General features: G+C 76.6%; 10 protein-coding genes. 9 read left to right on the top strand and 1 reads right to left on the bottom strand.

Translation table 11 applies throughout. The features are described 5' to 3' along the window. Positions 1-203 precede the first annotated feature (203 nt). The 3 genes from IE245_RS32005 to IE245_RS31995 are packed head-to-tail and all read left to right on the top strand — an operon-like array spanning position 204 to position 6771. The gene (locus tag IE245_RS32005) at positions 204-1361 is read left to right on the top strand and encodes an ATP-binding protein (RefSeq protein ID WP_189954071.1); all 1158 of its coding nucleotides are present in this window, start codon (positions 204-206) and stop codon (positions 1359-1361) included. Then, positions 1358-4885, top strand: a complete 3528-nt coding sequence (locus IE245_RS32000; protein ID WP_189954069.1) for a DUF5682 family protein — start codon at positions 1358-1360, stop codon at positions 4883-4885. The genes IE245_RS32005 and IE245_RS32000 overlap by 4 nt, the downstream gene beginning before the upstream one ends. Further along, positions 4882-6771 (top strand): hypothetical protein, encoded by a 1890-nt coding sequence (locus tag IE245_RS31995; protein WP_189954067.1) that lies wholly within the window; start codon positions 4882-4884, stop codon positions 6769-6771. The genes IE245_RS32000 and IE245_RS31995 overlap by 4 nt, the downstream gene beginning before the upstream one ends. Positions 6772-6999: 228 nt before the next feature. Here the strand turns inward: IE245_RS31995 and IE245_RS31990 are convergent, their stop codons facing one another. Further along, positions 7000-7536: a hypothetical protein gene (locus IE245_RS31990; RefSeq protein WP_189954065.1), complete on the bottom strand. Its 537-nt coding sequence runs from the start codon at positions 7534-7536 to the stop codon at positions 7000-7002. 90 nt (positions 7537-7626) lie between these two features. Here IE245_RS31990 and IE245_RS31985 point away from each other — a divergent pair, with 90 nt between their 5' ends. From IE245_RS31985 to IE245_RS31960, 6 genes are all read left to right on the top strand, one after another. Beyond that, positions 7627-7914, top strand: a complete 288-nt coding sequence (locus tag IE245_RS31985; protein WP_189954063.1) for a hypothetical protein — start codon at positions 7627-7629, stop codon at positions 7912-7914. A 416-nt stretch (positions 7915-8330) separates the two neighbouring features. Further along, on the top strand, positions 8331-9809 hold the full coding sequence (locus IE245_RS31980; RefSeq protein ID WP_189954062.1) for a sugar transferase: 1479 nt from the start codon (positions 8331-8333) through the stop codon (positions 9807-9809). A gap of 73 nt (positions 9810-9882) precedes the next feature. Beyond that, positions 9883-11199, top strand: a complete 1317-nt coding sequence (locus tag IE245_RS31975) for a nucleotide sugar dehydrogenase (protein WP_189954059.1) — start codon at positions 9883-9885, stop codon at positions 11197-11199. Further along, entirely contained in the window at positions 11189-12436 is a 1248-nt protein-coding gene (locus tag IE245_RS31970; protein ID WP_189954057.1) for a glycosyltransferase family 4 protein, read from the top strand. Before IE245_RS31975 ends, IE245_RS31970 begins: the two co-directional genes overlap by 11 nt. After that, positions 12433-13767 (top strand): Wzz/FepE/Etk N-terminal domain-containing protein, encoded by a 1335-nt coding sequence (locus tag IE245_RS31965; RefSeq protein WP_189954056.1) that lies wholly within the window; start codon positions 12433-12435, stop codon positions 13765-13767. Before IE245_RS31970 ends, IE245_RS31965 begins: the two co-directional genes overlap by 4 nt. Continuing rightward, on the top strand, positions 13764-15308 hold the full coding sequence (locus tag IE245_RS31960) for a Wzz/FepE/Etk N-terminal domain-containing protein (protein WP_189954054.1): 1545 nt from the start codon (positions 13764-13766) through the stop codon (positions 15306-15308). The genes IE245_RS31965 and IE245_RS31960 overlap by 4 nt, the downstream gene beginning before the upstream one ends. Position 15309 lies beyond the last annotated feature (1 nt).

Below are 15309 nucleotides of genomic sequence, written 5' to 3'. Positions count from 1 at the left end.
CGGGCCCGCAGGGGCGGTCCTCTCCCGGGTGGGGCCGCTGTGGTGGACTCGCCCGGCGGGCCCGCCGGAACCGGCAGGCCCGCCGGAACGCGTCCCGGCCGGACGGGGCCGCCTCGACGGGGCGGCCCCTCCCGGCCGGGCCCGCCCCCTCCTCCGTACACCGTTCGTCCCTCGTCTCCAGCGATCTTCCGAAGGAACCGCGCATGACCGTCACCACCGAACAGTCCGCCCCCGCCCGGCAGGTCCGGCCCGCCGAGGAGCGGTACGCGGCCGAACTCGCCTTCCTCGCCGCGCAGGACCCGGGTCCGCGTCCGCCGGGCTGGGCGCTCACCCCGCGGGCCGTCGTCACCTTCGTCTGCGGCAGCGCCGGCGTCGCGCTCGCGCTGCCCGAGCGCCGCGACGGGCTGCCGGCGAAGCTGGAGATCGTGCCGAAGTTCGTCGGCGAGCGGGCGCTCGTGGAGCGCTGCGTCGTGACCCTGGCCGGTGAGCGCGGTCTGCTGCTGACCGGCGAGCCGGGCACGGCCAAGTCGATGCTGTCCGAGCTGCTCGCCGCGGCCGTCTGCGGCACCAGCGCCCTCACCGTCCAGGGCACCGCCGGCACCACCGAGGACGCCTTCCGGTACGGGTGGAACTACGCCCTGCTGCTCGCCCAGGGCCCCACCCCGCAGGCCCTGGTCGACTCCCCCGTGCTGTCCGCCATGCGCACCGGCCGGGTCGTGCGGGTCGAGGAGATCACCCGCTGTCTGCCCGAGGTGCAGGACGCCCTGGTGTCGCTGCTGTCGGACCGCCGCGTCACCGTCCCCGAGCTGACCGCGACCGAGGACGCCGTGGTGAGCGCCGCGCCCGGCTTCACCGTGATCGCGACGGCCAACCTCCGGGACCGGGGCGTCTCCGAGATGTCGGCCGCGCTCAAGCGCCGCTTCAACTTCGAGACCGTGGACCCGATCGCGGACGCGGACGCGGAGGCGACGCTGATCCGGCGTCAGGCCGTGGCGGCGGTGCGGCGGGCGGGGGCGGAGTTCTCGGTCGACGACGCCGTCCTGGACGCGCTCGTCACGGTCTTCCGCGATCTGCGTTCGGGCCGGTCGACGGAGGGCTGGGACGTGGAGCGGCCCGGCACGGTGATGTCGACCGCCGAGGCGGTGCAGGTGGCGGCGTCGCTCGGGCTCTCGGCGGCGTACCTGCCCGGCGGCGACGTCCTCGACCTCCTGCCGGGGCACCTCCTGGGCGTGGTCCGCAAGGACGACCCGGCGGACCACGCCCGGCTGCTCGGCTACTGGGACGGGCCGGTGCGCCGCCGCGCGGAGACCGGTTCGGCCATGTGGCGCCGCCTCTGGGACCTGCGCGGGAGCCTGAAGTGACCGTCACCGACCCGAGGTCGGCCGTCGACGCGCTGGCCGCGTCCCGCGCGCCGTACCTGCTCGGTGTGCGGCACCACAGCCCGGCGCTGGCCGCCGTGGTGCCCACGCTCCTCGACGCGGCGGACGCCGAGGTCGTCTGCGTGGAGCTGCCCGCCGACTTCCAGCCGTGGCTGGGGCACCTCGCCGACCCCGAGACGGTCGCGCCGGTGGCGCTGGCCGGGACGGGCGAGGGCGGACGGCTGGCGTTCTACCCGTTCGCCGACTTCTCGCCCGAACTGGCGGCGGTGCGCTGGGCGCGGGCCCGGGGCGCCGAGGTCGTCTGCTGCGACCTGCCCCTGGGGGACCCGGGCTGGTCGGCGGAGAGGGAGTCCGCCGGGCCGGCCGGCGCCGGGCGGCGGCTGTTCGCCGACGCGCTGACGGCCGCCGGCACCGGTCGGGACGGCGACGACCTGTGGGACCGCGCCGTCGAGGTGCTGGCCCCCGGGTGCGCGCCCGAGGCGGTGCGCCGGGCCGCGCTCGGCGTGGGCTGGGCGCTGCGCGCGGACGCCGAGGTGCCCGCGACCGACCTGGCCCGCGAGGCCCGGATGCGCCGGGTGATCGCCGAGGCGGGCGCGGGCGGGCGGCGGGTCGCGGCCGTGATCGGCGCCTTCCACGCCCCGGCCCTGGTGGCGGGGGCCGGGGACCCGGCCGCACCGGACGGCGGCCCCGGGGCCGCGGCGGGCGGGGCGACGGTCACCTCGTTCGTTCCGTACTCCTTCGATCTGCTCGACTCGCGGTCGGGCTATCCGGCGGGGATCCGGGACCCCCGGTGGCAGCAGGCCGTGTTCGAGGCGGGCGGGGTGCCGGAGCGGCTGCGGGAGGCGGCCGCCGCGGCGCTGACGGGGCTGTGCCGGGAGCTGCGCCGGGCGGGTCACACGGCCGGGACGGGCGAGGCCGCCGAGGCGCTGCGGCTCGCCTGCGACCTGGCCTCGCTGCGGGGGCTGCCCGCACCGGGACGCGGGGAGGTCCTGGAGGCCGTCACCACGGTGCTCGGGCAGGGCGAACCGCTCGGCCGGGGGCGGGCGCTGGCCCGTGCTCTGGAGGCGGTGTTCGTGGGCACGGTGCGGGGGCGGCTCACGCCGCACGCGCCGCGCTCCGGGCTCGGCCCGTCCGTGGAGGAGGAGTTGGCGGAGCTCCGGCTGCCGCGTCCGGACGAGCCGGAGCCGCGCGAGGTGCGGCTCGATCCGCTGCGGTCGAAGCTGGACGGGCGCCGTGAGGTGCTGCTCCAGCGGCTGCTCGTCATCGGCGCCTCGTACGGGGAGCCGGTCGCCGTGGCCTCGACGGGGGACGGCACGGCCCTGGGCACCAAGTGGCGTCTGGCGTGGACGCCTTCGGTGCCCGCCCGGCTCGATCTGGCCGGGGTGCGCGGGGTGACGGCCGCGCAGGCGGCCGCCGGCACGCTGGCCGAGACGGCGCGGCGCGCGGCGGCCGACGGCGGGCCGACGCCGGCGCAGGTCCTCGCGGGGCTCGCCGCGGCCGCCCGCTGCGACCTGCCCGAGCTGGTCGGGGAGCGGCTGCGGGAGGCGGCCGAGGTCCTGCCCGGGGGCGCGGGGCTGCCGGAACTCCTCGGCGCCCTGGACCTGTTGGAGGGTCTGCGGCGCGGCCATCACCCCGGCACCACGGAGGAGACGCGTGCTGCCGCGGAGGCGCTGGCGGGTGAGCTCCTCGACGCCGCCGTCCGCGCGCTGCCCGGCCTCGCCGGGAGCGACGCGCCCGCGGACGCCACCGCCCTGGTGGCGCTGGCGGACCGGGCGGCGGCGCGGCAGCTGGGCCTGCGGATGGACCGGGCGCTCGCCGACCTCGCCGCGGACGGTTCGCCGCTCGTGCAGGGCGCGGCGCTCGCGGTGCGCGTCCTGCTGGACCTGGACCCGGCCGCCGGGCTCGGGGAGCGGGCGGCGGGATGGATCGACGGCGCCTCGGGGCCGGCGGCCCGGCGGGCGCTGTCGAAGCGGCTGGCCGGGCTGCTCACCGCCGCCGGGCCGCTGCTCCAGGTGTCCCCGGACGCCCTCGTCCCGCTCCTGGACCGGGTCGACACGCTGGCCGACCAGGAGTTCCTCGACCGTTTGCCGGCCCTGCGGGGCGGCTTCGACGCGCTGTCCCCGGCGGCCCGCGAGCGGCTGCTGACCACGGTCGGCGAGCGGCTCGGTGACCGTCTCGACCTCTCCCTGGACGCCCCGGCGGAGCTCCTCGCGCTGTGGGCGGCGGCCGACGCGGCCGGGTCGGCCGCGCTGAAGTCGCTGGCACTGGCCGGGCCGGGAGCCGCGCCCGTACCGGCGGCGGCGGAAACGGCCCCTGTGCGGGCGCCCGAGGGGGGACCGGCTCCCGCGCCGGCGGGCGGGGCGCCGCTGCCCGTGCCGGAGCACGGGATCGGGACCGCCGACCGGTGGCGGCTGCTGCTCGGCCGGCACACGGACAGGCTCGGCGGGCGGGCCCGCCGGTACGCGCACGCGCTGGACGAGCTGTACGGCCACGGGCGCGGAGAAGGCTCGGAAGGGCTCGACGGGGGCGTGGCCGGGCAGGGCGGCGGGCAGGAGGCGTCGTTCCCGACGGCCCGCGAGTGGGCGGAGGAGCTGGAGGCGCTGTTCGGGGCCGACGTCCGCGAGGAGGTCCTCGCGGACGCCGCCGACGCGGGCCGGCACGATGTGCTGACCCAGCTGGACCCGGCGTCCGCGCGCCCCTCGGTGGAACTGCTCTCCTCGGTGCTCTCGCTGGCCGGGGGCATGCCCGAGGCCCAGCTCGCGCGGCTGCGGCCGCTGGTGAAGCGGCTGGTCGACGAGTTGTCGAAGGAGCTGGCGACCCGGGTGCGTCCCGCCCTGTCCGGCCTCGCCTCGCCCCGGCCCACCCGGCGGCCCGGAGGCCGCCTCGATCTCGCCCGCACCCTGCGGGCGAACCTGGCGCACACGCGGCGCCTGGACGACGGGCGGGTCGTGGTGGTCCCGGAGCGCCCGGTGTTCGGCACGCGCGCGGGCAAGGAGGCGGACTGGCGGCTGATCCTGGTGGTCGACGTGTCCGGCTCGATGGAGGCGTCCGTCGTGTGGTCGGCCCTGACCGCCGCCGTGCTCGGCGGCGTACCGACGCTGTCCACGCACTTCCTGGCCTTCTCCACGCAGGTGGTGGACCTGACCGACCGGGTCGAGGATCCGCTGTCGCTGCTCCTGGAGGTGCGGGTCGGCGGCGGCACGCACATCGCGGCGGGCCTCGCGCACGCCCGCACGCTCATCACCGTGCCCAGCCGCACCCTCGTCGTCGTGGTCAGCGACTTCGAGGAGGGCGCGCCGTTGTCGGGCCTCCTCGGGGAGGTCCGCGCGCTGGCGTCGTCGGGGGCGCACCTGCTCGGCTGCGCCGCCCTCGACGACGCGGGAGCGCCCCGCTACTCGGTGCCGGTGGCGCGCCGGCTCGTCGCCGCCGGGATGCCGGTGGCCGCCCTCAGCCCGCTCGCCCTCGCCCGCTGGGTCGGCGACCGCCTCCGTGGAGAAGCCCGTTGAGCACCGCAACCCTGCCGCCCGTCGCCCCCGAGGTCCTCGCCGAGGCCGTGGAGGCGCTGACCGCGCGGCTCCGCAAGAAGCTCGACGCCGCCGTCGCCGAGTGCGCCGGGAAGGCGACGGAGGGGGCGGACGGCACCGTGGAGGTGCGGTTCGGCGAGGACACCCTGGTCACGCTCGCGCCGGGGCCTTCGGGTGCGGTGACCGAGGCCGGGCAGGCGGTGTGCAGCTGCCTCCTGGCACCGCGCTGCCTGCACCGCACGGCCGTGCTCGGCGCGGCCCCGATCGCGGACGCGGAGGCGTCGGCCGTGGTGGAGGCGGAGGCCGGCGAAGGTTCGGCGGAGGCGGCGTCACCGGCCGCCGGGCAGGTGGGCGCCCTGCCGGTGGACCCCGTGCCGGACTCCACCACCGCGCCCGACTCCACCACCGCGTCCGGTTCCGGTTCCGTCGAGGACGTCATGACGGCGTCCCTCACGCCCGCCCAGACGCGTGCGGGGGCGGCCCTCTGGCAGGCGGGGTCCGAGGCGCTGGCCGCCGGGGTCACCGCGGGCGGGACGGTCGTCCAGGCCGAGCTGCTGCGCGCCGCGCACACGGCGCGGCTCGCGGGGCTGCCGCGGGCGGAGGCCGCCGCGCTCAGGGTCGTACGGGGACTGCGGAACGCGCGGGAGCAGGGCAGGGGACAGCGGTTGTCCGATCTGACGGCCGCGTTCCGGGAACTGCTCGCCGGCGCGTTCGCGCTCGCGTCCGGGGTGGCGGGGCCGGAGGCCGTCGGTGGCGCCCGCCGCGCGTACGAGAAGGGCGGCAGCCTGCGGGTGCTCGGACTGTGCCGCGAGCCGGTGCTCTCCGCGACCGGGTACGGCGGGGTGACCACCCATCTCCTCGGCCCCGGGGGCGCGTTCCACACCGTGTCCGACGTGCGGCCGGGCGGCATCGGCCGGGCCAAGGGCGCCGGGACGGCGTCGGTCGCGCTCGGCGGGGCCGTGCTCGACCACGCCGGCCTCGCGCGCGGCGGGCTGCTGATCGCGGGCGCGACCGTCTCGGCGGACGGGCGGCTCGGTGCGGGCCGGAGCGTCCGCGCGACGCCGGTGCGCGGCGCGGCCTGGTCGGAGGAGCCGGTCGCGGCGCTCTTCGCCCGGCCGGTACGGGAGGCGGTGGCGGCCGCGCTCGCCGCGGGCGCGGAGCCGGCCGGCGGTACGGGGCCGGAGCTGCTCGGCTGTGACGTGGAGCTGCTGGGGGCGGCCGAGGACCACCTGGTGGCCCGGGTCCTCGACGGCGGTCCGCTGGTGCGGCTGCGCGTCGCCCACCCGCACCCGGAGCTCGCCCACACGGCCAACCTACGCCGGATCGGCGGGCACCCCGGGCTCGTCCTGCGGGTCCTCGGCCGCCCCGACCCCGACCGGGCGGCGACGCTCCGGCCGCTCGCGGTGGCCCCGGTGCCGGGCGCGTCGGCCACGCTGCGGCTGCCGGAGGAGTGGCTCGGCCGCGCGGACCTGGGCTACGACCGGCTCCAGGGCGACCACTTCCCCCGCCCCGCGGCGGGAGCGGCGGCGCCCGCACCGGTGCCCGGTGGGCCGGATCCGCTGGCCGACGCGCCGCTGTGGCGCGTCCGCCGGCTCCTGGAGACCGGCGTCGCGGGCGGGCGGCGGGCCGTCGCCGAGGCGGCCCGGGGCGCCGACCGGGCGGCGCCGGCGGTGCCGCTGCGCCGGGCGGGCCTCACCAGGGCCGCCGAGCTCGCCGAGGGCCTGGCCGCCGAAGCCGACCGCAGACCGCGGGACTCCTTCGGCCGGCTGGTCGACGCCTCCTCCGACGCGTACGCCCGCGCGTGGCTGGCGTCGGCGGTCCACCTGGAGGCCGCCGAACGCGCCTTGGTCCTGGCCTCCTGGTCCTGACCGACCGCGCCGTACCCGGGGCGCCCGGCGGATCCGCCGGGCGCCCCGGGCCCGCCGGGTCCGGCTCCGGGGGATTCGCCGTGGCGCCGGGGCGGACGGGGAGGCGACCGTGGGGTCGCCGGCTCCCCCGGAGCCGGACGACGAACGGGGCCTCCCCGGAGCGGTCATCGGCCCGGGCGCCCTCGGGCGGCGGACGGGCGGGCGGGAGGGTGCGCTCCGCGTGCCCGCTCAGACAGAGGAGGTGAGACCGGCCGCCGGGTCGTGGGAGAGCAGCGTCGGGAGGCCGGCGTCGTAGCGGACGGTCTCGGCGGTGAGCACCGTCCGCCGCCCGGAGGCACCGGCCACCTCGGCCAGGAAGCGCAGCACGGCGGTCACGCCCGCCGCGTCGACGACGTCGTCGGGCACGAGCGAGAACTCGATCTCCTCCTCGTCGAAGGGCAGCGCGAAGAACCACACGGCACCGAAGCGCACCCGGAACGCGAACGACGTCCCCTCCCCCTCCGGCTCGTCCGCCCAGGCCCGGAAGAGCTCGGCGACGCCGGGCCGCACCGGGTCCAGACGGGGGTACGGATGCTCCACCTCCGTCTCGTCGGCGACCGCGCGCAGCCGCTCCAGGACCGCGATCCACTCGGCACGGGTCACATCGAGGGCCCTGATGTCCCGCAGGCTGCCGTCGACGTGGAAGACGCGGCACATCCACGGCTCGGGCAGGCACCGCGCGCGTGCGCCGTGCCCCTCGGCGTGCACGCCCTCGCATGCCGGCATGGATCGCCCGCCCCTCGTGTCCGCCCCTCGCGACGTCGAGGGTACGCGGCGCCCCGGGGCCCTCGCGGCCGGGGATGGAAGAATCGCCGGATGAACAGCGACCTGGAAGTAAGCGCCCTGGCGATCAACGTGACGATCCCCGAATCGCTCCGGTGGACCGACACCCGGCGCGGCGAGGAGTTCACGCTCACCACGCTCAACGTCAGGCTCCTCCCGGACGGTCACCTCGCCGTGAAGGCCTACGGGCGGCCGGTGGCCGGCGGGCGGGGCGCGTACGTGTCGTTCCCGGTTCCCGACGAACCCGAGCTGGCGGCCCTGGTCTCCGAGGCCGCCGGGCGCGCCGCGGGGATGTGGGCGGCGCACCGCGGACTCGGCTGACCCGGGCCGGGCAGTTCACCCTGGCGTATGGCCTGCCGTCGACGCGGGCGGCGACAGGACCCCACCGGCAGGGCTTGCTCGTCACCATCTGACGTTGCGTCAATCTCCTTACGGCACAACCTCCTTATGGCAACCCCGTGATGCGTGAGTGACCGAGGTGACACGTGGGAACACTTGGTCGCACGGGGCCGGTGAGCAAGTGGTGGACAACGGCTCAAACCTTGCGCACAAATTGCACACACCCTCTCTCCAACCCGGTTCGCATGCTCTAGATTGACCATGCTTCAGCTGATCGCGCCGGACCAGCGCGGTCAGACTTCGCGAACCTGTGTGCCATACGGGGACGGTGGGGAGCCGCCCCGGGCTGAGGAACAGTGCAAGGCGAGCGCGTCGACCACTGGGACCTGGGGGGTTCTGTGCGGCAAGGGGGATTACTCAGCCCGTCTCCGTCTGCGCGTGAGCGCCTGGCGAGCGGGCAGATCAGTCGACCGTCGATGGACTGGGAGCAGCGGTACCGCCGTACCGTGATCACCGGCGACGTGGTGGCCACCGCACTCGTGGTGGGCACGATAGGGGACTTCTTCGGGGCCAGGGACGCGGCCGACTGGCACGAGAAGTGGGGGATCCTGGCCTTCGGCACCGAGCTCCTGGTGCTGGGGGCGCTCGCGGTCAGCCGGGCGTGGGCTCCGGCGGTGCTCGGGCAGGGGGCGGAGGAGTTCCGGCGGCTCGGGCGTTCGCTGTTCATGGCGACGGTCGCTCTGGCGCTCGGCGGGATCGCCCTGACCTCGCGCAACATCAAGCTGTGGATCTTCGTCGCGATCCCCGCGATCGCGCTGGTCACCATGACGGCGCGGTACCTGCTGCGGCTGTGGCTGCACAAGCAGCGGAAGGAGGGCCGTTGTCTGCGGCCGGTGCTCGCCGCCGGGAGCGCGGCGACGGTACGCGACCTGATCTCCCGGACCCGGAAGTTCCCGCACCTCGGGTGGCGGGTGGACGCGGTGTGCACGACGGACGGGCTCGGGCCCGACGACGGCCGCCTCGACGGGGTTCCCGTCGTGGGCCGCCTGACGGACGTCGCCGACCACGTGCACCGCGACGGCTTCCGGGTCGTCGCCGTCACCCCGGACCCGCACTGGTCGCCGGGACGGCTGAGGCGGCTGGCGTGGAACCTGGAGGGCAGCGACGCCGAGATGGTGGTCGCCCCGGTGCTGATGGAGGTGGCCGGGCCGCGGCTGCACGTGGACGCGGTGCTCGGCATACCGCTGCTGCGCGTCAGCATGCCGGCGTTCACCGGGGGCCGCCGGGCCGTCAAGGAGGTCGTCGACCGGCTGGGCGCGGCGGTGCTCCTCGTCCTGCTGGCACCGCTGATGCTGGCCGTCGGGCTGCTCGTCCTGACGGACAGCCGGGGCGGGGTGCTCTACCGGCAGCGCAGGGTGGGCAAGGACGGCCGGGAGTTCGTGATCCTGAAGTTCCGGACCATGGTCGCCGGGGCCGACCGGGCGCGCGAGGAGCTGGCCGGGCGGAACGAGGGGGCGGGACCGCTGTTCAAGATGCGCCGGGACCCGCGGGTGACGCGGGTCGGTGCGGTGCTGCGCCGGTACTCGCTCGACGAGCTCCCGCAGCTCGTCAACGTACTCGCCGGAACGATGTCGCTGGTGGGCCCGAGGCCTCCGCTGCCGGAGGAGTCCGCCGCGTACAGCCCGGACATCCGCCGGCGGCTGCTGGTGAAGCCCGGGCTGACCGGCCTGTGGCAGATCAGCGGGCGCAGTGACCTGTCGTGGGAGGAGGCCGTACGGCTCGACCTGCGCTACGTGGAGGACTGGTCGCTCGCGCTGGACACGGTGATCCTCTGGAAGACCTTCCGCGCGGTGATACACGGTCAGGGGGCTTATTGATGCCGGGAGCCGGCGACTTGGGTGCGGGGCGGAGGACGGGCCGTGAGGGCCTGTCCGGGGGGAGAGGCGGGTCATGAGGGTGAGCGTGTTCGGGCTCGGCTACGTGGGCTGCGTGTCGGCCGCGTGCCTGGCCAGTCTGGGGCACGAGGTCATCGGGGTGGACGTGAATCCGGTGAAGGTCGACCTGGTCAACGGCGGCCGGGCGCCGGTCGTCGAGGAGGGGATCGGCGAACTGGTCGCCGAGGTCGTCGCCTCGGGGGCGCTGCGCGCCACCACCGACGCCCGGGAGGCGATCGCGGGCAGCGACGTGTCGCTGGTGTGCGTGGGGACGCCGTCGGAGGCCAACGGCAGTCTGTGCACGACCTACCTGGAGCGGGTCACCGAGGAGATCGGGGAGGCGCTGGCGGAGCGGGGCGGCCGGCACACCGTGGTGTACCGGAGCACCATGCTGCCGGGCACCTGCCTGAACCTGCTGGTGCCGCTCCTGGAGAAGCGCGTCGGCGGCACCGTCGGCGTGGACGTCGGGGTGGCGGTCAATCCGGAGTTCCTGCGCGAGGGCACCAGCGTGCGGGACTTCTTCGACCCGCCGAAGACCGTCGTCGGCGAGCTCGACGCGGACAGCGGCGACGTCGTGGAGTCCCTGTACGACGGGCTGCCCGGCCCGGTGTTCCGGGTGCCGGTGCCGACGGCCGAGGCGATCAAGTACGCGGACAACGCCTTCCACGGCCTCAAGATCGGCTTCGCGAACGAGCTGGGCGCGGTGTGCCAGGCGCTCGGGGTGGACTCGCACCAGGTGATGGACGTGTTCCTCGCCGACCGGAAGCTGAACATCAGCCCCGCCTATCTGCGGCCCGGCTTCGCGTTCGGCGGCTCGTGCCTGCCCAAGGACCTGCGCAGCCTGGTCCACGCGGCGCGGCGGGCCGACGTGTCGGTGCCGATCCTCTCGCACGTCCTGGTCTCCAACGCCGACCACCTCCAGCGGGCGGTCGAGCTGGTCGAGCGGACCGGGAAGCGGCGGGTGGGCCTCTTCGGGCTCTCCTTCAAGCCCGGCACGGACGACCTGCGCGAGAGCCCGCTCGTCGAGCTGGCGGAGCGGCTCTTCGGCAAGGGGTACGACCTGCGGATCCACGACGCCAACGTGAACCTCTCCCGGCTGCTCGGCGCGAACCGCGAGTACATCGAGAACCGGCTGCCGCACCTGGCGCAGCTGCTCGCCGACACCGTCGACGAGGTGCTCGACCACGCCGAGGTGTGCCTGGTCGGAACCAGGGACCCGGCCGTCCTCGCGGCGCTGCCCCACGGGGACGGCCCGCTGATCATCGACCTCGTCCGCCTCCCCGACGCCGACGCGCGCCGGGCCGAACCCGGATACGTGGGCCTTGCCTGGTGACGAGACCGGCGGCGACCGGCACCGCCGGCGCGCGCTGATCCTGGTGGAGAACCTGTCGGTGCCGTTCGACCGGCGGGTGTGGCAGGAGTGCCTGACGCTCCGGGACGCGGGCTGGGAGGTGCACGTCATCTGCCCCGCGGGCGGCAGGCGGGACACGGAGCGCGAGGCGGTGATCGACGGGGTGCGGATCCACCGCTATCCGCTGCGCGCGGCCACCGGAGGGCCGGCCGGCTATCTGCGGGAGTACGGCTCCGCGCTCTGGCACACGGTCCGGTTGGCCCGGAAGGTCGGGCCGGTCGACGTCGTCCACGCCTGCAACCCGCCCGACCTGCTGTTCCTGCCGGCGCGGTGGCTGAAGCGGCGCGGGGCGCGGTTCGTCTTCGACCAGCACGACCTGGTGCCCGAGCTGTACCTGTCCCGGTTCGACCGCGGGAAGGACCTGCTGTACCGGGCGGTGTGCGGGCTGGAGCGGATGACCTACCGGGCGGCGGACGTGGTGCTGGCCACGAACGAGAGCTACCGGGACGTCGCGGTGCGCCGGGGCGGCCGGCGGGCCGAGGACGTGTTCGTGGTGCGCAGCGCGCCCGACACCGAGCGGTTCCGTCCCGTGCCGCCGGAGCCGGAACTGAAGCGCGGCAAGCCCCATCTGCTCTGCTATCTGGGGGTGATGGGGCCGCAGGACGGCGTCGACTACGCGCTGCGGGCGCTGGCGAGGCTCCGCGACGAGCTGGGGCGCACCGACTGGCACGCGGTGTTCGTGGGCGGCGGGGACACCTTCGACGCGATGGTGGAGCTGTCGAGACGGCTGGGGCTCGCGGACCGGGTGGAGTTCACCGGACGGGTGCCGGACGCGGATCTGGTGCGCTACCTGTCGACCGCGGACGTGTGCCTCTCCCCCGACCCGCGCAATCCGCTCAACGACGTGTCGACGATGAACAAGGTCCTGGAGTACATGGTGATGGGCCGGCCGATCGTCTCCTTCGACCTGCGGGAGGCGCGGGTCTCCGCCGGTGACGCGGCCCTGTACGCGCCGGCGAACGACGAGTCCGAGTTCGCGCGGCTCGTCGCGCTGCTCCTCGACGACCCGGAGAAGCGGGCCCTGATGGGGAAGGCCGGCCAGGAGCGGATCGGCGGACCGCTGGCCTGGCGGAACTCCCAGCGCGCACTGCTCGACGCCTACGCCGCCGCGCTGTCGGGCGGCGGCCGGGGCCGGGCGGGGACGGGGCCGCGCCGTTGAGCGACGACACCATACGCCTGGTCAGTCTGGGGCGGATCCTCCGTCGGCGATGGCGGCTCCTCGCCGTGCTCGCGCTGGCGGGCGCGCTCGTCGGGCACGGCGTCTCGCTGCTGCTGCCGCCGCGCTACACGACCTCGGTGTCGGTGCTGCTGCCGGGGTCGTGGGAGGAGCGGGAGCTGCTGACGCAGGCGCAGATCGCGACCAGTTCGGTGGTGGTCGACCGGGTGGCCGCCTCGCTCGGCCGGAGCGGCGCGGACGGCGTCGAGCTGCGTGAGCGGATCGCCGCGGAGGTGGCCGAGGGGAACGTCATCAGGATCTCGGGCACGGCCGACACCGCGTCCGGGGCGCAGCGGCTCTCCGACACGACGGCGCGGGAGTTCGTCGCCTTCGCGACCCGGGTGGGCGGGGGGACCGCCGACCCGGAGGCGGAGACGCGGCTCGAGACGCTGCGGAAGGCGGTGGAGACGGCGAGCCGCCGCATCTCCGAGCTGGCCGGCGCCGCCGACCCCGGCCGGACGGTGGAGAGCGTGCAGGCCCGTACGGAGCTGGAGAAGCTGCGTACGGCGCTGCGCGACGCCATGACCAAGCTGGACGAGACGGATCCGGCGGCCGGAAGGGCGGGGAGGGTCGCGATGGTCGTGATGGGCGCGGCGGTCCGGCCGGCCGGGGAGGCGCCGCCGACCCGGGTCCACCTCGTCGCCGCGGGAGCCGTGTCGTTCTTCCTCCTCGCGGTCGTCGGGCATCTCGCCGCCGCGCGGATGAGCCGCCGGCCGCGCACCGAGACGGAGATCGCGGCCGCGCTGGGCGCGGTGCCCGTCGGCTCCGTCGACGTGCCCGGCGGGCGTCCCGCGGTCCGTCCCGGGGTGCGCGGTCCCGGGGCGTGGCTCCGTCGGCTGCTCGGGCTCGACGTCCGCTGGGACGTGCCGGTGCCGAGGGCGTCCGGCGACGCCTCGGGGCGGCGGATCCGGTACCGGCGGGTGTACGCCCGGCTCCGGGACCGGCTGCCCGCCGCCGGCCGGCTCCTCGTCGTCGTCCCGGACGGCGACGAGATCGCCCGGCGGGCCGCCGGGGAGCTGGTCGCCGAGGCCGGGAGCGCCTCCGCCCCGGACGACGGCCGTCCGGCGCTGCGGCTCGTGGGGGTGACGGTGTCGCATCCGCTGCTGCCGGACCGGGACGGCGAGTCGGGCGTCGTGGTCGTGGTCAGCCCGGGCAGCTGGACGTCGGGCGAGCTCGCGGGCATCGCGGGGGCGTGCGCGGACGCCCGGCAGGAGGTCGTCGGCCTCGTCGTCGCGGGGGCGGTACGGGGCCGGCCGGAGGGGGGTGCCCGGTGACGACGCACGCGGAGGAGGAGCCGGCGGCCGCCGCTCCGCTGATCGACCTGCAGACGCTGCTGGCGGCGGTGCGCGGACGGCGCCGGCTGTGGTCGTCGCTGGCGCTGTTCGGGCTGCTCGCGGGCGCGGTGCTCGCGTGCGTGCTCGTGCCGCCGCCGACGGCGACGGTGAAGGTGCTCGTGGCGCACCAGGAGGACCAGCCGAACGATCCCGGGACGCTGATCCGCACCGATGTCGCGCTGCTGCACACCACGCGGATCGCGGGCGAGGCGCTGCGGTCGCTCGGCTCCCCCGTGAGGCCCGAGGAGTTCATGGAGGAGTACGAGGGGCTCGGGCTCACCAACAACCTGATGGGGATCACGGTCTCGGGCGGGAGCGAGGCGGAGGCGGTGGCCCGTGCCGGGGCGCTCGCCGACGCGTTCGTCGCCGACCACGTGCGGCGGCTGCGGGAGACGGCGGACGCCGAGGCGAAGGCGCTGCTCGACCAGCGCGACCGCATGCGGGACGAACTCTCCCGGGTCAACGGGGCGATCGCCGAGGCGGCTCGGGAGAAGGCGCCGGCGGCGTCGGCGGACATGGAGTCGCTGTTCGCCCGCCGGGCCGAACTCACGTCGCGGATCTCGGACTTCGACCAGCGCGCGGCGCAGGCCCGGGTCGGCACCCCGCGTCTCGTCGCCGGTACGCAGATCGTGGACGCCCCGCGCGCGGTGCCGCACTCGCTGCCGAAGGCGGTCGCCGTCGACGCGGCGATCGGGCTGGCCCTCGGACTCGCGCTGGGCCTGGCGGTGGCGGCGGTCGGCTCGGTGGTGGCGGACCGTCCGGTGCTGCGCCGGGAGATCGCCGCGCACCTCGGCGCCTCGGTCGTCGCGGAGCTGCCGCGCCGGTCGTGGCGGCGGCGCACCCGGGAGGCACGGGAGCGTCTGACCCGGTCGCTGGCGCGGACGGTGCGCGGTGCGGCGGGGCCGGTGTCGCTCCTGGAGCTGGGCTGTGCGCGGGAGACGGGGGCGGTCGCCCTGGACCTCGCCCGCGCTCTGGGCGCGGACGGTCCGGTGGCGGTGGTCGACGGGCTGCCGGGGCTGCCGCTGGCGGGCCGCCGTCCGGCCCCGGGGGATCCGGTGGTGGTCGACGGCGGGGGCGCGGCGGAGCTGTCGCACCGGGAGCGCCGCCTCGGCGTCGGATCGGTGGCGCCGGGTGCGGCGTGGGCGGACCTGCCGCAGCTCGGGGCGCGGGCGGTGCTGTTCGTGCGGGCCGGGTTCGGCAGCGTCGCCTGGCTGCACGCCGTGGCCCGGCACCTCGCCGACCAGCGCGTCCCGGTGGTGGGCGTGGTGCTCGTGGACCCCGATCCGCGCGACCGGACCGACGGCACGCTGTGGGACGGGGCGGCCTCCGGGACGCCGCGCGCGCCGGAAGCGCGGCGGTCCCCGCGGAACGGTGGGGATGCCCCTCACGCCCGTGGGGCGGTGGGGGAAGGCCGGTGGCGGACGGACCGGCTGCCGGTGCGGGCGGCGCGGGTCCCGGACAGCGACCAGGAGGCACGGTAGA

The organism is Streptomyces roseolus (assembly GCF_014649855.1).
GTDB lineage: Bacteria > Actinomycetota > Actinomycetes > Streptomycetales > Streptomycetaceae > Streptomyces > Streptomyces roseolus.
This window is presented reverse-complemented; position numbering and strand designations above follow the sequence as displayed.

Excerpts from the sequence above, each read along its gene's own strand:
- IE245_RS31990 (WP_189954065.1), bottom strand. The coding sequence starts at position 7,536 with ATGCCGGCATGCGAGGGCGTGCACGCCGAGGGGCACGGCGCACGCGCG.
- IE245_RS32005 (WP_189954071.1), top strand. The coding sequence starts at position 204 with ATGACCGTCACCACCGAACAGTCCGCCCCCGCCCGGCAGGTCCGGCCC.
- IE245_RS31975 (WP_189954059.1), top strand. The coding sequence starts at position 9,883 with ATGAGGGTGAGCGTGTTCGGGCTCGGCTACGTGGGCTGCGTGTCGGCC.
- IE245_RS31985 (WP_189954063.1), top strand. The coding sequence starts at position 7,627 with ATGAACAGCGACCTGGAAGTAAGCGCCCTGGCGATCAACGTGACGATC.